This window comes from Stappia sp. 28M-7 (assembly GCF_014252955.1).
Classification (GTDB): domain Bacteria; phylum Pseudomonadota; class Alphaproteobacteria; order Rhizobiales; family Stappiaceae; genus Stappia.
Map to the genome: position 1 here is coordinate 2,141,104 of NZ_JACMIA010000001.1, position 16,069 is coordinate 2,157,172.

General features: G+C 67.0%; 18 protein-coding genes. 7 read left to right on the forward strand and 11 right to left on the reverse strand.

Annotated features, from left to right (window positions below; all coding sequences use genetic code 11):
* Positions 1-180: 180 nt before the first annotated feature.
* Together dusA and H7H34_RS09290 are read left to right on the forward strand one after the other, a co-directional pair.
* The gene (dusA, locus tag H7H34_RS09285; RefSeq protein WP_185926487.1) at positions 181-1,164 is read left to right on the forward strand and encodes a tRNA dihydrouridine(20/20a) synthase DusA; all 984 of its coding nucleotides are present in this window, start codon (positions 181-183) and stop codon (positions 1,162-1,164) included.
* 66 nt (positions 1,165-1,230) lie between these two features.
* Positions 1,231-2,061, forward strand: coding sequence for a sulfite exporter TauE/SafE family protein (locus H7H34_RS09290; RefSeq protein ID WP_185925025.1), 831 nt, complete (start codon positions 1,231-1,233; stop codon positions 2,059-2,061).
* A gap of 4 nt (positions 2,062-2,065) precedes the next feature.
* Here H7H34_RS09290 and H7H34_RS09295 read toward each other — a convergent pair whose 3' ends face one another.
* The 4 genes from H7H34_RS09295 to cobS all read right to left on the reverse strand — a co-directional run bounded on the left by H7H34_RS09295 (position 2,066) and on the right by cobS (position 5,102).
* Positions 2,066-2,782, reverse strand: coding sequence for a retropepsin-like aspartic protease family protein (locus H7H34_RS09295; RefSeq protein WP_185925026.1), 717 nt, complete (start codon positions 2,780-2,782; stop codon positions 2,066-2,068).
* Positions 2,782-2,964 (reverse strand): DUF1289 domain-containing protein, encoded by a 183-nt coding sequence (locus tag H7H34_RS09300; protein ID WP_120268139.1) that lies wholly within the window; start codon positions 2,962-2,964, stop codon positions 2,782-2,784. Before H7H34_RS09300 ends, H7H34_RS09295 begins: the two co-directional genes overlap by 1 nt.
* A 53-nt stretch (positions 2,965-3,017) precedes the next feature.
* The gene (locus tag H7H34_RS09305) at positions 3,018-4,190 is read right to left on the reverse strand and encodes an alpha/beta hydrolase (protein ID WP_208996651.1); all 1,173 of its coding nucleotides are present in this window, start codon (positions 4,188-4,190) and stop codon (positions 3,018-3,020) included.
* An 84-nt stretch (positions 4,191-4,274) separates the two neighbouring features.
* Complete coding sequence (gene cobS, locus H7H34_RS09310) at positions 4,275-5,102, reverse strand: adenosylcobinamide-GDP ribazoletransferase (RefSeq protein WP_185925027.1); 828 nt, start codon at positions 5,100-5,102, stop codon at positions 4,275-4,277.
* 107 nt (positions 5,103-5,209) lie between these two features.
* On the opposite strand from cobS, the gene cobT reads away from it, so the two are divergent.
* Positions 5,210-6,238, forward strand: coding sequence for a nicotinate-nucleotide--dimethylbenzimidazole phosphoribosyltransferase (gene cobT, locus H7H34_RS09315; protein WP_120268136.1), 1,029 nt, complete (start codon positions 5,210-5,212; stop codon positions 6,236-6,238).
* On the opposite strand, the gene H7H34_RS09320 is transcribed toward cobT, so the two are convergent.
* The gene (locus tag H7H34_RS09320) at positions 6,235-7,293 is read right to left on the reverse strand and encodes a helix-turn-helix domain-containing protein (RefSeq protein ID WP_185925028.1); all 1,059 of its coding nucleotides are present in this window, start codon (positions 7,291-7,293) and stop codon (positions 6,235-6,237) included. The genes cobT and H7H34_RS09320 overlap by 4 nt on opposite strands.
* Before the next feature lie 148 nt (positions 7,294-7,441).
* On the opposite strand from H7H34_RS09320, the gene H7H34_RS09325 reads away from it, so the two are divergent.
* Complete coding sequence (locus H7H34_RS09325) at positions 7,442-8,488, forward strand: alpha/beta hydrolase family protein (RefSeq protein WP_185925029.1); 1,047 nt, start codon at positions 7,442-7,444, stop codon at positions 8,486-8,488.
* 37 nt (positions 8,489-8,525) lie between these two features.
* On the opposite strand, the gene H7H34_RS09330 is transcribed toward H7H34_RS09325, so the two are convergent.
* On the reverse strand, positions 8,526-10,094 hold the full coding sequence (locus H7H34_RS09330) for a sensor histidine kinase (protein WP_120268134.1): 1,569 nt from the start codon (positions 10,092-10,094) through the stop codon (positions 8,526-8,528).
* A gap of 158 nt (positions 10,095-10,252) precedes the next feature.
* On the opposite strand from H7H34_RS09330, the gene H7H34_RS09335 reads away from it, so the two are divergent.
* Entirely contained in the window at positions 10,253-10,888 is a 636-nt protein-coding gene (locus H7H34_RS09335) for a uracil-DNA glycosylase family protein (protein WP_185925030.1), read from the forward strand.
* 107 nt (positions 10,889-10,995) lie between these two features.
* On the opposite strand, the gene H7H34_RS09340 is transcribed toward H7H34_RS09335, so the two are convergent.
* Entirely contained in the window at positions 10,996-11,970 is a 975-nt protein-coding gene (locus H7H34_RS09340) for a sulfurtransferase (RefSeq protein WP_185925031.1), read from the reverse strand.
* A 228-nt stretch (positions 11,971-12,198) separates the two neighbouring features.
* Between H7H34_RS09340 and H7H34_RS09345 the strand changes: the two genes are divergently transcribed.
* Both H7H34_RS09345 and H7H34_RS09350 read left to right on the forward strand, forming a co-directional pair.
* Positions 12,199-12,693 (forward strand): Lrp/AsnC family transcriptional regulator, encoded by a 495-nt coding sequence (locus H7H34_RS09345; RefSeq protein WP_185926488.1) that lies wholly within the window; start codon positions 12,199-12,201, stop codon positions 12,691-12,693.
* 25 nt (positions 12,694-12,718) lie between these two features.
* Positions 12,719-13,222: a DUF302 domain-containing protein gene (locus H7H34_RS09350; protein ID WP_185925032.1), complete on the forward strand. Its 504-nt coding sequence runs from the start codon at positions 12,719-12,721 to the stop codon at positions 13,220-13,222.
* Positions 13,223-13,246: 24 nt separating this feature from the next.
* Here H7H34_RS09350 and H7H34_RS09355 read toward each other — a convergent pair whose 3' ends face one another.
* The 4 genes from H7H34_RS09355 to H7H34_RS09370 form a co-directional block, all read right to left on the reverse strand.
* Positions 13,247-13,666 (reverse strand): VOC family protein, encoded by a 420-nt coding sequence (locus tag H7H34_RS09355; protein WP_185925033.1) that lies wholly within the window; start codon positions 13,664-13,666, stop codon positions 13,247-13,249.
* 72 nt (positions 13,667-13,738) lie between these two features.
* On the reverse strand, positions 13,739-14,683 hold the full coding sequence (locus tag H7H34_RS09360; RefSeq protein ID WP_185925034.1) for a helix-turn-helix domain-containing protein: 945 nt from the start codon (positions 14,681-14,683) through the stop codon (positions 13,739-13,741).
* A 129-nt stretch (positions 14,684-14,812) separates the two neighbouring features.
* Entirely contained in the window at positions 14,813-15,691 is an 879-nt protein-coding gene (locus H7H34_RS09365; protein ID WP_185925035.1) for an NAD(P)-dependent oxidoreductase, read from the reverse strand.
* 190 nt (positions 15,692-15,881) lie between these two features.
* On the reverse strand, positions 15,882-16,025 hold the full coding sequence (locus H7H34_RS09370; protein WP_185925036.1) for a hypothetical protein: 144 nt from the start codon (positions 16,023-16,025) through the stop codon (positions 15,882-15,884).
* Between the last annotated feature and the right edge of the window lie 44 nt (positions 16,026-16,069).

Genomic DNA, 16,069 nt, shown 5'->3' on the forward strand with positions numbered 1-16,069 from the left:
GAGCGCGCCGATGGCGGATTCCTTGTTTGGTGCATGGGAATCCTATTTGGTACATTGCGCCGGGCCAGGGTTGAAATTCGGCGTATTTGGTGCAGAACGAGCGCGAGCGAGACACAAGGAAGCCTTTAAGTGGCTGGAAAGCTGTATCTACCGACGGTCACGCGCCTGGCCGTCGCACCGATGATGGAATGGACCGACCGCAACTGCCGAGCGTTCCACCGTCACCTGAGTTCCCATGCGCTGCTCTATACCGAGATGGTTGCCGCGGCCGCCGTCATTCATGGCGATCGGGAAAAACTCCTTGGCTTCAACGCCATGGAACACGCTGTCGCCTGCCAGCTCGGCGGATCCGATCCGCGCGAACTGGCGCAGGCCGCGCGCGTGGTCGAGGATTTCGGCTATGACGAGGTCAACCTCAATGTCGGCTGTCCGTCCGACCGGGTGCAGTCGGGCCGCTTCGGCGCCTGCCTGATGCGCGAGCCGGAGCTGGTCGCCGAAAGCGTTGCCGCCATGCGCGAGGTCGTCTCGATCCCGGTGACCGTCAAATGCCGCATCGGCGTCGACGACCAGGACCCGGGAGAGGCGCTCGACCGGCTGGCCGATACCGTCGTGGCGGCCGGTGTCGACGCGCTGTGGGTGCATGCCCGCAAGGCCTGGCTGAAAGGCCTGTCGCCCAAGGAAAATCGCGATATTCCGCCGCTCGACTACGACCGCGTCTACCGGCTGAAGCAGCGCCTGCCGGATCTGTATATCGGCATCAATGGCGGGATCTCCAATCTCGACGAGGCGGAGGCGCACCTTCAGCGCGTCGACGGGGTGATGCTGGGCCGCGCGGCCTATCACGACCCGTGGCTCCTTGCCGATGTCGACCGGCGCCTGCATGGGGCGGAAAATCCCGTTGCCACGCGCGAGGAGGCGGTCGAGGCCTTCCGTCCGTACATCCTGGCGCGGCTCGAAGAGGGCGGCCGGGCAAACCAGATGCTGCGGCACATGCTGGGGCTCTATCACGGCGTTCCGGGCGCTCGGTCCTGGCGCCGGCGGCTCACCGTGGACGCGGTGAAACCGGGCGCCGGCATCGAGGTTCTGGACGAGGCCCTTGCCGAGATTGCCAGTGCCGGACTGGACAAAGCGGCCGCCTTGGGTCAGTTAGAAGCCACGGGGTAGGCGACCGGCTGAGTCCGGCCCGCCCGTCCCCGCTTCCTTCCCGCGCCGCATCCAGTGGGGGCTTTCATGGATTTTTCGTCGATCAACGGCGAGGTCGTCGGCCTCGCGTTTGCCCTTGTTGCGTCGGGCGCCGTCGCCGGCCTGCTGGCCGGCGTCTTCGGCATCGGCGGCGGGGCGGTGCTGGTGCCGGTGCTCTACCAGTTCCTCACCTGGCTCGGCGTCGACGAGGCGGTGCGCATGCACATCTCCGTGGCGACCTCGCTCGGCATCATCGTGCCGACGTCAATCCGCTCCTTCATGGCGCACAAGAAGCGCGGCGCAGCCGACCTTGAGCTGCTGAAGAGCTGGCTTATTCCCGTTCCTGTGGGCGTCGTGATCGCCAGTCTCGTTGCGGCCTATGTCTCCGGCGACGGCCTGAAAGGCATCTTCGCGGGCATCGCCGTGATCGTCGGCCTGCGCATGCTATTCAACCGCGAGAGCTGGAAGATCGGCAGCGACATCCCCGGCAACCCGGTCAGGGCGATCTGCGGCGTGCTGATCGGCTTCTTCTCGGCGCTGATGGGTATCGGCGGCGGCGTCATGAACAACACCTTCATGACCCTCTACGGCCGGCCCATCCACCAGGCGGTTGCGACCTCGTCTGGCACCGGCGTGCTGATTTCCATTCCCGGCGTCATCGGCATGATGTGGGCCGGCTGGGGTGAGCCGAACCTGCCGGCGTTCTCGCTCGGCTACGTCAACCTCCTCGGTGTGGCGCTGATCATTCCGATCACCACGCTGGCCGCACCGTTCGGCGTCAAGATCGCCCACGCCCTGCCGCGCCGCTATCTGGAAATCTTCTTCGGCCTGTTCCTGCTGTCGGTGGCCGCGCGCTTCGCCTGGAGCCTGTGGGGCTGACGGATCACGGCTCCAGGATCAGGCGGTCGCCCTCGACGCGCCAGCTCCGGAGCCGGTCCATCGCCGACATGCCGAGCAGGCTGGTCTCCAGCGTGCCGGGATGTGCAACGAAGGCGCGCAGGTCGCGAAGCGTGTAATCGCCGATCTGCAACCGGTCCAGCTGGACCGTCGCGACCTGGGTGCGTCCGTTCGCCGTCGACACCGGAACCGTATAGGACAACGTCGCCGGGTCGATCCCGGCGGCACGCGCATCCGCATCCGTCAGCGTGACCGCCGAAGCTCCCGTGTCGAACAGGAAGTCGACATCGGCGCCGTTGACCTGTGCCGCGATGCGGTAGTGGCTGGAACGGTCGCGGATAATGGTGATGGTGCCGGTCTGCGGATCGGTAAGCGCCATGCCGGGAACCAGCGTTCCGACCACGCGGCGGGCAACCACCTCCAGTTCGTCGCGCCAGGCATAGCCGGTGACCAGCAGCGCGCCGAGGGCACCCCAGATGAGCAGGCTGCGCAGCAGCGCCGGCACCTGGCGCGGCGAGGCGAGCATCGAGCCGCCGATCACCACGAGCAAGGCCAGCAGCGCGACGATGCGGGGACCGGTTTCGGAATAGCCGCCTTCGTCGCCCGGCATGTCGAAGCCGAACAGGTAAGCGACGATAGCCGTGGCGATCACCGCGATCAGAAGCGCGAGAATGACGAGGCCTGCCGTCTTGCCGCGAAACATCAGCGTGCCTCCGCTGTGGAGGCGGACCGGCCGGCGAGGGAGGCATTGATCGCGCGGCGCTCGGCCTCCGAGAAGCTCGCCCAGCCGGCGATCTCGTCCAAGGTGCGCAGGCAGCCGGCGCAAAGGCCCGTCGCCGGGTTGATCTGGCAGAGGCGGATGCAGGGGCTGTCGCTGCCTGTCATGTCTCTCGTGGGTCCTGTCGTTGCGGTGTGATCCCTATCCCATGTGGGGGATTTCAGCGCCCGGACAAGATCGTGATCGGTGCGGCAAGGATCTTGAGCGGGAAGGTGACTGCCGCCTTGGCCGTGTTGCCGACCACGTCCACGGTCGTCTCCGTCGGTCCGGACTGCTGTCGCAGCTCCAGGGACTGCAGCGCCTGGCCGAGTTCCGGCGCCACCTGGGCAAGCTGGGCGAACTTGCCGTGATTGGCGGCATCGTCCCCCTTTACGTCGGTAAGGTCGACGACGACGGCACCGAGCCTTGCCAGTTCCTCCTCGTCGCCATAGGCGCCGAGCCGCTCGCCGCCGGCAAGCAGGCTGGAGGCCTGCAAGGCCCGGTCATCGCGGGATATAAGGATGACATAGGGCCGCTCCGGCTTGCCGGTGCGGCGCAGCTGCGCCTTGAACACATCGACATCCACATCCGGTGCAGCCATCGCAATCAGGCCGATCTTGTGCGCGGGCAGCGGTTTTCCGGAAATGCGGATCTGGCGGATCGTCTCCGTCAGCACCCAGTTGCCCATCGAGTGGGCCAGCACGTTGACCCGGTCGGCGCTGGAGGCGGCCAGTGCGCGCAAGGTGCGCTCGAGCGAGTCCCGCGCGATCGTGGCGCTGTTGGTGTCATAGAGATAGCCGGTGACATCGCCGCTGGACGCCCAGGTGAACAGCACCGCCACGCTCGGCATGTTGCTGTCGTGCTTCAGCTGAGTCATCCGGTACAGCGCTTCGGGAAAGCGCGTGTTGTAGCCGTGGACGAAGAGGAACACCTCGCGCTTGCCCTTCGGACGCTTCGCCAGCTGGCGTTCCAACTCGGCGCTGAAGCCCTTGTCGTCGAGATAGGAGGCCGAGCGCAGTGTGAAGTCCTTGGCCGGGTCGCCTGGCGGGATGGACGGCCATTCGATCGAGCCCGGTTTGTGTTCGGGCGGAACCGAGACAGTGGCAACGGCATGGTCGAGGCCGGCGCCGCGTTCGCCGCTGAACAGGCTGCCGCGTGTCGTGTCGCGCTTGCGGGTGGTGGCGATCAGGATTTCGTGGGCGGTTGCGCCGGGGGCGATGGCCTGTGTCTCGATCAGGCTGCCCGGGCCGGGGCGTCCGGCGCAGGCGGCAAGCACGAGCGCAGCGACAAGCATGACGACCACCGCCGGAGAGGCGGAAACGATCTTGCCGTTACGGGAAGTTGAGCTTGTCACCCTGCAGACCTCATACTCGGAACGGGCCGGCAGCGCCTGCCGAAAGCCGATAGTCTTCTTATCAGCAAATGCGCCGGGATGCAGTCATCGTGCAAGGCAGAAGCCGACAAGCAGGCCGACAAGGGCGACCTGCTGTGTCGCACCGAGCACATCTCCCGTGTGGCCCCCGATGCGCGCGCGCGCCAGGAGCGCGGTGCCGATAGCTGCCGCTGCGGCAAGAAACAGCGCGGCAAAGACCGCCGTAGCGGGGAGAAGGGCAAGACCGGCAAGCGCGGCGGCAAGGCCGAGGAAAAGGGCCAGTGCTGCTGCGCGCGAGGAAGGTTGTCCGCTGGCGGCCGCCAGACCGTCGGGCCGGGCAGGGGCAAGCGAGGTCCACACGCCGACCATGGCGGCGCGCGAGGCGGCCTCGGCGAGGACCAGCAGGAGCGCTGCCGAAGTGGCACCGACACGCTCGGTCAGCGCTGCGAGAAGCACGACCCGCAGGCCGACGCCAACGATGAGAGCCAGCGTGCCGAAGGCGCCGATGCGGCTGTCCTTCATGATCTCCAGCCGCCGCTCGCGCCGGCTTGCACCGAAAAACCCGTCTGCGACATCGGCGAGCCCGTCCTCGTGCAGAGCGCCGGTCAGCATCATGGCAAGGGCGACGGCAAGGAGCGATGCGGCGAGCGGCGGCAGGTCCGTAAGGCCTGAGAGCACCAGCAGCAGGGCAGGCGGCAGGGCGAGCAGGGCGCCAGCAACCGGCACCAGCCAGGCAGCGCGAGAGAAGGCGGGAAGCTGCGACGGATCGTCCAGCCGGTTGACCACCGGAACGGGCACGCGGGAGAAGAACCGCAGGCAGGCCGCAAGGTCGGCGGCGGAGCGCAGCACGCGATGCGCGATCCTGTCGCGGGGGACTTCGGCCTCAGGCTTCATTTTTCACTCATCCGACTTTGCGAGCCTGCGCCCGCCGGTTTATAGATCGGCGCCCGCCCGCCGCCAAGATCGTGCGGACTGCCGATACCAGCCGGAGTTTCCAGCCCATGTCCCTTTCGCCGTCCGCGCTTCCCTTCGACGATATCCGCAACCTGGTCCGCCAGATGCCTGGGCCCGACGAGGAGGCGGTGGCGGAGGTGCGCGCGCGCGACGCGCAGCTGACCAAGCCTGCCGGTTCGCTCGGCAAGCTGGAAGACCTCGCCGAGTGGCTGGCCGGCTGGAGCGGCCGTGGCCGTCCCAAGGTCAGCCGGCCGGTCGTCGCGATCTTCGCGGCGAATCATGGCGTTGCCGACAAGGGCGTCTCGGCGTTTCCCGCCAGCGTCACCCGGCAGATGGTGGAGAATTTCGCAGCCGGCGGCGCGGCGATCAACCAGATCTGTATCGCCCATGATCTCGGCCTGAAGATCTTCGACCTGGCGCTGGACATGCCGACGCCGGATATCACCGAGGAAGATGCCTTCGACGAGGCGAATTGTGCCGCGACCATGGCTTTCGGCATGGAGGCGGTCGCCGGCGGCACCGACCTGTTGTGCATCGGTGAGATGGGCATTGCCAATACCACTGTCGCCTCCGCTCTGCTGGCCGGCCTGTTCGGCGGCACGCCGGGCGACTGGGTGGGTCCGGGAACCGGCGTCGATGCCGAGGGCATGGCCCGCAAGCGCGCCGCCGTCGAGCAGGCCGTTGCCCGGATCGAGGGGACGAGCGATCCGCTGGAGGTGCTGCGCCGCGTCGGTGGGCGCGAGCTTGCCGCCATGGCCGGCGCCGTGCTGGCCGCGCGCCTGCAGCGCACTCCGGTGATCGTCGACGGCTTCGTTGCGACCGCCGCTGTCGCCGTGCTGCATGCGATGGATCCGCGCGCCCTCGATCATTGCCTGTTCGCCCATGTGTCCGCCGAGCCGGCGCATCGCATGGCGCTGGAAAAGCTCGGTAAGGAGCCGCTGCTCGATCTGGGCATGCGGCTCGGCGAGGGGACGGGCGCAGCGCTCGCGGCCGGAATCGTGCGTGCCGCCGCGCAGGTGCATGACGGCATGGCAACGTTCTCCGATGCCGGCGTGTCGGGGAAGGGCGAGAGCTAGGTCTCTCTCGCCTCGGCGCCAGAAAGTCTCGCCCGGACCGCGCTCGGCGTTTCGCCGGTCACGCGCAGGAATTCGCGGTTGAAGTTGGACTTGGTGTTGAAGCCGCTGGCCAACATCGCAGCGGTAACGCTGTGTCCTTCGGAGAGCAGCTTGCAGGCGTGGCGGATGCGGTAGCCGTTGACGTGGCGTGAGACATTTTCGCCGTGCATGCGGTTGATCGCCGCCGAGAGCTGTTTCATCGGAACGTGCAGGCGCCGGGCAAGGCGCGCGAGCGTCAGGTCCGGGTCGAGGCATGCGCCGCCCTGGTCGAGCAGCGCGTCGAGACGCGCCATCAGCGCCCTGTCGGCCTCGCTGTTCACCTCGGCTCCGGCTTCGCCTTCCTGGGACGCGGGCTCTCCGGTGTCGGTCTTTTCGTCGTCTTCTCCCATCGCTCCAGGGCGCGCTGCAACGAGGCCTAGCAGGCCTACGGCCAGAAGCGCCAACGACGAGGTGAGGCTGACCAGCAGCGGGCGCAGCCACGCCTCGCCGGACATCAGCGCAACGGCAATGGCCGTATCGCTGACCGCCGACAGTAGGAGCGAGGCGCCGACCACCTGCCAGATGCGCCGGGGAAGATGGCCGGCCTCGAGCCGCGCAAGCGGCAGGTCCTCTCGGCCCCGCGCCTGAAACAGGATCGCGGCGCCGTAGCCGGAATACAATGCGACGAGAGCAACGTCGGGCAGCCAGTGCAGCGAACCCTGGCCGAGCGGCACGGCAATGGCCGTGGCAAGGGGTGCCACCGCGTGAGGCAGGGCGCCGGGCAGTGCGGGTGCGCGGATCGCCGCCTGCCGGAAGGCGAGATAGGCGAGCGGAGGCACCAGAGAGGCGGTGACCGGCAGCACCGGCTGCAGCGCGGCAAGGCCGTAGTGCTGGACCAGCGAGATGAGGGTGCCCTGCATCGCGGCCGCCCCGAGCAGCACCGGAAAGAGCGAGGGGCCGTCCCGCAGCAGGACGAAGCGGCAGGCCAGGAAAGCCAGCACGAGAGCGACCGCAAGCGGGATCGGCAAGACGAGCATCAGGGGCCTCGGTGAATCGCATCGGGCACGGGGTCGACGCATCCCAGGTACAGGATCCGGTTGCAGTCGTCCTCGATCCGGTTTCAGGACGCAAGCGCGGGGTTTTGGGAGGCATCGAAATCCCGTCGCCACCCAAGGAGATCCCGCGATGAAACGCCTTGCACTTGCCGCCCTCCTGTCCGCCCTGGCCCTGACGCCTCTCGTCGCTGCGCGTGCCGAAACGCTGGCGATCCCCGGCTATGACCGGATGGACGTCCCGGCCCGCCACCGGGCGCAGCCGATTGCCGCCTCGCTCTGGTATCCGGCGGGCCGGGCGACATATCGAAACGTCATCGGCGACAGTGTCCTGTTCGAGGGCGAACCGGCAATGGTCGGCGCGGCGGTCGCCGAAGGGCGCCATCCGCTGATCCTGCTGTCGCATGGCTCCGGCGGCGCGATGGAGGGGGTGGTGTGGCTGTCCTCGCGCCTTGCCGCGCGCGGGGCCATCGTGCTTGCGGTGAACCACCCCGGCACCACGTCGGGAGACTCCTCGCCGCGCCGCACGATGCGGCTTGCCCCCCGCGCCGCCGATCTGGGAGCGGCTCTGGAGGCCGTGCTCGGCGATCCGCAGTTCGCGCCGCATATCGACCGCGAGCGTATTTCCGCGCTTGGCTTCTCGCTCGGCGGTACCACGGTGCTGGGACTTGCGGGCCTGCGTTTCGACCGCGAGGCCTTTGCCGACTACTGCCGGGATGCGGGAGAGACTGCGCCGGGCTGCGACTTCCTGGCAAAGGGCGGGGTGCGGCTGGATGCGCTGCCCGAGGCGTTCTCGGCCGACATGCGGGACCTGCGCGTCTCGGCCGTGGTGTCCGTCGATCCGGGCTTCACCCAGGCGGTAGTGGAAGGGAGTCTTGCCGGGGTTCGGGCTCCGGTGCTCTTCCTCAATCTGGGCGAAACGGATCTCTGGGAGGCGGTGGATGTCGGGGAAAGCGGGAGCGGTCTTGCCGCCCGCGTGCCCGGCGCGCGCCATGTGGCGGTCGCGCCGGCACACCATTTCACCTTCCTCGGCTTGTGCAAGGAAGGCGGGGCGGAGCTGCTGCGGAAGTGGCAGGACGATCCGATCTGCGATGACCCGCAGGGCACAGACCGCGCGAAGGTGCACGAGGAGATCGTCGGGATCGTGGCGCAGTTTCTGGGGCTGACGACGGACGACTAACGAAGGCGGCTTGGAGGCGGCGGAACGTACCGTCGCCTCAGGAGGCCTTGCGCACGATCATTCGCCGGGCGGCGCTGCGGCGGGCATCGACGCCCGTGCCCGGGGTCTCTGCCAGGGCCGGCATGGCTTCCAGCACGCGCGAGGCCGGGAAGGTGACGATCGCCTCGGTGCCCTCGCGCAGCTTGGACCGCAGTTCGAACTTGCCGCCATGCATCTGCACCAGCGCCTGGACGATGGGCAGGCCGAGGCCGGTGCCTTCCTCGGCGCTCTTGATGGCAATGGCGCCCTGGCCGAAGGCCTGCATCACGATCGGAATTTCGTCTTCCGGAATGCCCGGACCGTTGTCGCGGATGGAGATGTATTGGCCGCCGCCAGCGGTCCAGCCGGCCTTGACATATACCTCACCGCCCGAGGGGGTGAACTTCACCGCGTTCGACATCAGGTTCAGGACCACCTGGCGAATGGCGCGTTCGTCGACCCACAGTTTCGGCAGATCGACCTCGTAGGCTTCGGTGATGGTGATGCTCTTCTTGCGCGCGCGGATCGCCATCATGTGCTTGCAGTCTTCGAGAAGCTCGGCCAGCGGCACGGCTTCCTCGCTGAGCTCGTAGCGGCCCGCCTCGATGCGCGAGAGGTCGAGAATCTCGTTGATCAGGTTCAGCAGATGCTGGCCGGAATTGTGGATGTCGGCCGCATATCCACGATAGGTGTCGTTCTCCAACGGGCCGAGAAGCTGGTTCTTCATCACCTCGGAGAAGCCGAGGATGGCGTTGAGTGGCGTGCGCAGCTCGTGGCTCATGGTCGCCAGGAAGCGCGACTTGGCCAGGTTGGCTTCCTCCGCGCGCCGGCGCGCCTCGTCGGAAATGGCGTTCGCCTGTTCCAGCTCGGAGATCAGGTGGTCCTTTTCCGCGCGGAAGGCCAGCATCGTCACGGTCGAGACATGCAACTGGTTGCCGAGCATCAGGAAGAAACCCTGCGCGCCGATGGCCATGGCCATCATCGCGTAGTGGATCGCGGTCTGCTGGTTCAGGAACGAGACGACGATCGCCAGGGTGATCGGCAGCGTGCCGGCGAGCAGGGCCCTCGGCAGGCTGGCCGACAGCATGGTCAGCATGGCGATGACTATCAGCATCGTCGCGAACTGGAAGATCTCCGAGCCGTCATGGCCGGGCGCCGTCGACTGCAGCAGGAAGAAGCCCGCCCAGGACAGGCCGTAAAGCAGGTCGCCGATGATCATCTGGCGGCGCCAGCGGGGCAGGTCGGCATCGGCCGGCGTCTCGCGTTCGAAGCGGCGGCAGGCCATGAGCAGCAGCGTGTGGGCGATGATCGTGAAGATCATCCAGCCCACGACGATGTCGATGCGCATCCACAGCAGCGAGATGCTGCCGACGATGAGCGCGAAAAGCGGAAGCGCGAGCGATGCGCTTAAGCGGTTCTTGGCAAAGGTGAGCAGCAGCTCGTATTCGAAGTTCGGCGCGATGCCGTCGCCCGTCGACAGCCGCTCGCGAACATTGCGCACGGTCTTCGCCACGTCGCGCCGCCGCCGGGCGCGCTCGCTGTTGAGGGCCGTTTTCGCCTCGCTGCTGGTTGTTTCCTGCGCGGCCATGTAACTCAGGCACCTGGTTGCCGGGGACTTGCCCGGTTGGATCGAAACAGGTCCAGTGTGGTGACCAACCCTTAATATCCGCCTCAAGGACGTGGTTAACCAAACGTCACGAACCTGGATGGGCGTCAGAGGCGGGACCGGGGCGGCAAGGAGAGCGAATGACGGCAAGAAGCGGAAGGGGACTTGGCACGCTGGCGCAGGAGATCGGCGCCTGCAGGACCTGCATCACCGCACCCGCCGGGCGGCCGCTGCCGCATGAGCCGAGGCCCGTCTGCGTCCTGTCGGCAACGGCGCGCATCGCCATCTGCGGCCAGGCACCGGGCACGCGTGTCCATGCCAGCGGCCGCCCTTTCACCGATCCGAGCGGCGACCGGCTGCGCGAGTGGATGGGAATCGGCGAGGAGGTCTTCTACGATCCGGCCAAGCTTGCCATCGTGCCGATGGGCTTCTGTTTTCCCGGTCTCGACGACAAGGGAGGCGACCTGCCGCCGCGCCGCGAGTGCCGGCGGCTCTGGCATGACCGCATCTTTGCCGCGATGCCGCAGCTTGAGCTGAAGCTGGTCATAGGCTCCTACGCACAGGCCTATCACCTTGGCGAGCATCGCCGCGGCTCCGTGCGCGAGACGGTCGCCGCGTGGCGCGAGATCCTGGAGGAGACGCGGGCCGAGGGCGTTGCCGCGATCGCCTTGCCGCATCCCTCATGGCGCAACAACGCCTGGCTGAAACGCAATCCCTGGTTTGAGGAGGACTGCCTGCCGGTGGTCCGCGCCGAGGTGGCGCGGCTGCTTGGCTGAGGTTTGCCAATAAAAAGGCCGGCGCCCGGGATCAGGACCCGAACGCCGGCTGAAGGTGCGGGGCGCAAGGCCCCGGGGAGTATCCCAGAGGGAAAACGGGCGGCCGATCAGCCGAACAGGTCGCTCAGGAAGGTGCGGACCTCGTCGATCACCGTTCGGTCGGAGGTCATCGGCAGGGAGTCGTCCTGCGACCAGCCCACCATGCTGTCGTCGTAGAGCGAGACGTTTTTGTAGCCGAGCAGCTCGTGCAGCACGAACCAGTTGGTCGCAGCCCAGTGGCCGGTGTTGCAGTAGGAGACGATCTCCACCGACTTGTCGCCGAGCGTCGACGGCACCAGAGCGGCGATCTCGGCCTGCGGCTTCAGCTGGCCCTTGGCGTCGTCATAGAAGACGGCCTGGTCGAGGCTGACGGAGTCCGGGATGCGGCCGAAGCGGGTTGCCTTGGAGTGCTTGTCGAGCCCTGCGAACTGGTCGGCCGGGCGGCCGTCGATCAGCACGGCGGACGTCTCGAGGCGCTTTGCAACATCCGAGGTCTGCACGAGGTAGTCGGCGCGCGGCTCCGCAACGAACATGTCGCCAACAGGCGTCACGTTTCCGGTCTCGACCGGATGACCGCCCGCGACCCAGGCCTTGTGGCCGCCGTCGAGGATGGCGACCGCGTCATGGCCGAGATACTTCACGGTCCAGTAGACGCGTGCTGCGGCGGAAAACTCCGAGCTGTTGCCGCCGGCCGGCACGATCACAAGCGCCTTGTCCTCGGACAGACCGAGCTCGGACAGGGCTGCCTCGAGCTTCTCGACGGACGGCAGGACGCCCACCACATCGCCGCGGTCGGTGCGCCAGTAGCCCGGATACTCGCTCCAGACGGCGCCCGGAACGTGACCCTTCAGGTAGACGTCCTTGCTCGAGCCGGCGAAGGGCGAGCGGATGTCGATGACGACGATATCGTCGCGCTCCAGATTGTCGGCCAGCCATTGCGGGCTGACGAGGGGCGTCACTGCGGGCGCCGCAAAGGCCGCCGGCGCGGCAAAGGCGGTGGCGACGATCAGCAGGGTTGCTGCAAAACGAGAGAACGCAAACATCTGTCTGCCTCCAGAAATGGGGACCTCCCGCAAGCCTTGCAGGGGCCTTTTCAAGGGAGGAGTTGACACCGGAGACAAAACGCGGCAAGCGAAATCGAGACGGAAATTGGAAGAAAAATCCAATATTCTCCATTCTCCCGCCAGTAGAAGAAAACGAGAGTTGTCAAAGTCCGGTTCATTGGAAAATGAATCCGAGAACCTCTCGAGCCGCCGAGCCAGGAACCCATGATCGACCGCATCGACAGACGCATCCTTTCGATCCTCCAGGAGGATTGCACCATTCCGGTCGCCGAAATCGGCCGCCGCGTCGGACTTTCCACAACGCCCTGCTGGCGCCGCATTCAGAAGCTGGAGGAGGACGGGGTCATCCAGCGCCGGGTGGCGATCCTCGACCCGAAGAAGATCAACGTGAAGGTCACCGCCTTCGTGGCGATCACCACGTCGCGGCACAACGACGACTGGCTGCGCAAGTTCGCCGACGTCATCTCCGAGTTCCCGGAAGTCATCGAATTCTACCGGATGGCCGGGCAGGTCGATTACCTGCTGCGGGTCGCGGTGCCGGACATCGAGGCCTATGACGCGTTCTACAAGCGCCTGATCGCCAAGATCGACATCTCCGACGTCTCCACCTCCTTCGCGATGGAGCAGATCAAGTCGACAAGCCAGCTGCCGCTCGGCTATGTCCAGACGGAGAAGCCGCGCGCCGAACGGGACGACCAGTAGGCCGCGCCAGCAAGGGAGGCGAGACATGGCACAGCATTCGCAAAGACAGGGGCCGGCATGGCGACGGCTTGCCGCCGCATGCCTGGCGGCATGTGCCGTGTCCGCGACCCCGGCCCTGGCTGCCGACGGGCCGCAGATCAGCCAGGTGGAGCGGTCTTACGAGGACGTGCGGTTCGATCTGGAGAACGCGATCATCAATCGTGGTCTGGTGATCGACCACATCTCCAATGTCGGCGACATGTTGGCCCGTACGGCCGCGGATGTAGGCTCTGAAACGCAGGTTTTCGTGAACGCGGAAGCGTTGCTGTTCTGCTCCGCCCGGCTGTCGCGCGCGGCGATGGAGGCGGCACCGGAAAACGTCGCCTTCTGTCCCTATTCGGTATTCCTCTACGAAACGCCCGACGCACCCGGCAAGGTTTCCGTCGGCTATCGCCCGCTCCCCGAACAGGGAAGCGAGGCATCGCGGGCCGCCATCGCCGAGGTCAATGCGCTGCTGGCCGGCATCGTCGAGGAAGCCGGCGGCGAGTGAGCCGGCCGGAGCGGTTGCCCCGTGTCATCCGCTCTCGCCGACCTTCGGCCAGTAGGTACCCAGGCACCAGACATTGTCTTCCGGGTCCCGGCAGATGAACTCGCGGCTGCCGTAGTCGCGGGTGACGAGCGGTTCGACGATGACGGCGCCCGCCGCCTCGGCGCGGGCGAAGGCCGCATCGATGTCCTCGACCGCGATGTAGAGCGTCTTGCCGGACGGACCGTCCGGCTGGCCGACGATCTGCGCGAAATCGTCGTCGCGCGCCTGTCCCAGCATCAAAATCGAGCTGCCGAGCACGAGCTCGGCATGGGCGATCGTGCCGTCAGGCGCCTCATGGCAGGCGTGGACCGTGAAGCCGAAGGCCTGTTGCAGCCACTCCACCATCTGGCGGGCGTTGCCGAAGCGAAGGGCCGGGAAGATGCAAGGGGCAGGGGATGTGGTCATGGGTCGTCTTTGTCCTCGTTGCGGAACGAGGGCAGAGATAGCCGCCGTATCCGGCAGACGATTGAACAAATGTCACCTGCCCGGCGGGTCGGGCCATGTCGCGGAGCCGAGTTTGTCGAGGCTCAACCACCACGCGCGCGGCGTGAGCCCCGCGAAGTCCTCGAACTCCCGGATCATGTGCGCCTGGTCCGCATAGCCGCCGGCAAAGGCGATGTCCGCCCAGTCGGGCCGCACGGCCTTTCTGGCCAGGGCCTGTGCCCGGTTGAAGCGGGCGATGCGGGCAACTGTCTTCGGCGAAAGGCCGAACGCGCGCGAAAAGCGGTCGGCAAGGTGCTTGCGGCTCCAGCCGATCCGCGTCGCCAGATCGTCGATGCGGCGCACGGCTCCGGAAGCGATGAGGCCGAAGGCGGCATCCACCAGGGGAAGGGTCGGCTCTGCGGCCGCCGCCCCGAAGCGGGCGGCGAGGAAGCTTTCCGCGCAGTCGAGCCGGGCATTCCAGTCGTCGGTATCCTCCAGGCGCCGACGAAGCTCCGAGATCTGCGGATGGGCAAGATCGGCGAGCGGCACCATCCGGCCGGCGAATTCGGAGGCCGGGATGCCGAGGAGGCGCTGTGCGCCGACCGGCGTCAGGTTGACCTGCAGGCAGGCGGAGCGGCCGCTCGAGGCGATGAAGATGCGTGCGGTATCGAGACCGGCGATGAAGCTCGGCTGCTCGTCTCCGGCTACGGGCGCATGTCCGAGACGGATGCGGAAAGGCGTGCCGAAATTGATGATCAAGGGGGCGGAGAGCGAGGCGGTCTCGATCTGGCGGATCGCAAATCCGTCCGTTTCCTCATAGGTGGCGACTTCGGTGTAGAAGGGGCGCAGGGCAAGTGGCGCCGGCCGATGCAGGAAGACGACCCCGCAGTCGGCGGGCAAGGTCATGCCAGGAGTATGCAGGACGGGAAGGTCGCTGCCTGAGATCCCGCGGGCGCCTGGGGCGGTGGGATCGCGCCGGGCATTGGTGCGCTTGCTCATTTTCCAAGATGCTCCAGCTTCCTGTTCGCCGTACCGGCTCTGGAACGCTGGGGAAGGGTGGCGCAGTCCGTAGGCGGGCGCAACCCCGGCCAAACCCGGCGGCAGGGCGCCGCCGGGTCGTTGGCACAGTTACTTGCCGGCGTTCTGCAGGCGGGCGATCAGGCTGGACGTGTCCCAGCGGTTGCCGCCCATGGCCTGCACCTCGGCGTAGAACTGGTCGACCAGCGCGGTGACCGGCAGGCGGGCGCCGGTCTCGTTGGCGGTCTTCAGGCAGATGCCGAGATCCTTGCGCATCCAGTCGACGGCAAAGCCGAAGTCGAACTTGTCGTCGCGCATCGTCTGCCAGCGGTTTTCCATCTGCCAGGACTGGGCCGCGCCCTTCGAGATCACCTCGATCACCTTGGCGACGTCGAGGTCGGCCTTCTTGGCGAAGTGGATGGCCTCGGACAGTCCCTGCACCAAGCCGGCGATGCAGATCTGGTTGACCATCTTGGTGAGCTGGCCGGCGCCGGCCGGGCCCATGTGGCCGACCATCTTGGCGAAGCACTCGATGGCGGTGCGGGCGGCCTCGAATGTATCGGCGTCGCCGCCGACCATGACGGTCAGTGCACCGTTTTCCGCGCCCGCCTGCCCGCCGGACACCGGCGCATCGAGGAAGCCGCAGCCCTTGGCTTTCGCGGCCTCGTAGAGCTCGCGCGCGACTTCCGCCGAGGCGGTGGTGTTGTCGATGAAGATTGCGCCCTTCTTCATGCCGTGGAAGGCGCCGTCGGGCCCGGTGGTGACCGACCGCAGGTCGTCGTCGTTGCCGACGCAGGCGAAGACGAAGTCGCAACCCTCGGCCGCTGCAGCCGGCGTCGCTGCATGGGACCCGCCGTGCTCGGCCGCCCATTTCTCCGCCTTGGCCGCGGTACGGTTGTAGACGGTGACGTCGTGGCCGCCGCGCGACTTGAGGTAACCGGCCATCGGATACCCCATCACGCCGAGACCGATGAATGCAACTTTCGCCATTGCGCCCCTCCTCCTGAGTTCGTTGGCTGAGCCATCCCGGCCGGGACGGCAATTGTATGATGTCGCATCCTCTTTAGCGCATCATGGTGCCAGTGTCAGGGGCGGAGTGTCAGGATCCGAGCGTCACGGAGAGGCGTGGTTGCACTCAGGCGGACAGGGCGACCGGGGTGGGCCGCCCTTGCATTGCATGTCACGTTTTCTCCGGGGCGGGCTTCAACCGTGCGGGGCGCCGCCGAACGGGACGCCAGATGCGGCGGGGCGCCTCCAGCGGAGGCAGGACCTGATCCTCGGCGCGCAGCGCGATCAGATAGGTTCTTGCAAGTTGGTCCAGCATGTCTGCTCTCCATCAAGGGACTTCCATTGTCGAAAGCATTGCTG

Excerpts from the sequence above, each read along its gene's own strand:
- dusA (WP_185926487.1), top strand. The coding sequence starts at position 181 with ATGATGGAATGGACCGACCGCAACTGCCGAGCGTTCCACCGTCACCTG.
- H7H34_RS09290 (WP_185925025.1), top strand. The coding sequence starts at position 1,231 with ATGGATTTTTCGTCGATCAACGGCGAGGTCGTCGGCCTCGCGTTTGCC.
- H7H34_RS09295 (WP_185925026.1), bottom strand. The coding sequence starts at position 2,782 with ATGTTTCGCGGCAAGACGGCAGGCCTCGTCATTCTCGCGCTTCTGATC.
- H7H34_RS09300 (WP_120268139.1), bottom strand. The coding sequence starts at position 2,964 with ATGACAGGCAGCGACAGCCCCTGCATCCGCCTCTGCCAGATCAACCCG.
- cobS (WP_185925027.1), bottom strand. The coding sequence starts at position 5,102 with ATGAAGCCTGAGGCCGAAGTCCCCCGCGACAGGATCGCGCATCGCGTG.
- cobT (WP_120268136.1), top strand. The coding sequence starts at position 5,210 with ATGTCCCTTTCGCCGTCCGCGCTTCCCTTCGACGATATCCGCAACCTG.
- H7H34_RS09320 (WP_185925028.1), bottom strand. The coding sequence starts at position 7,293 with ATGCTCGTCTTGCCGATCCCGCTTGCGGTCGCTCTCGTGCTGGCTTTC.
- H7H34_RS09325 (WP_185925029.1), top strand. The coding sequence starts at position 7,442 with ATGAAACGCCTTGCACTTGCCGCCCTCCTGTCCGCCCTGGCCCTGACG.
- H7H34_RS09330 (WP_120268134.1), bottom strand. The coding sequence starts at position 10,094 with ATGGCCGCGCAGGAAACAACCAGCAGCGAGGCGAAAACGGCCCTCAAC.
- H7H34_RS09335 (WP_185925030.1), top strand. The coding sequence starts at position 10,253 with ATGACGGCAAGAAGCGGAAGGGGACTTGGCACGCTGGCGCAGGAGATC.
- H7H34_RS09340 (WP_185925031.1), bottom strand. The coding sequence starts at position 11,970 with ATGTTTGCGTTCTCTCGTTTTGCAGCAACCCTGCTGATCGTCGCCACC.
- H7H34_RS09350 (WP_185925032.1), top strand. The coding sequence starts at position 12,719 with ATGGCACAGCATTCGCAAAGACAGGGGCCGGCATGGCGACGGCTTGCC.
- H7H34_RS09355 (WP_185925033.1), bottom strand. The coding sequence starts at position 13,666 with ATGACCACATCCCCTGCCCCTTGCATCTTCCCGGCCCTTCGCTTCGGC.
- H7H34_RS09360 (WP_185925034.1), bottom strand. The coding sequence starts at position 14,683 with ATGAGCAAGCGCACCAATGCCCGGCGCGATCCCACCGCCCCAGGCGCC.
- H7H34_RS09365 (WP_185925035.1), bottom strand. The coding sequence starts at position 15,691 with ATGGCGAAAGTTGCATTCATCGGTCTCGGCGTGATGGGGTATCCGATG.
- H7H34_RS09370 (WP_185925036.1), bottom strand. The coding sequence starts at position 16,025 with ATGCTGGACCAACTTGCAAGAACCTATCTGATCGCGCTGCGCGCCGAG.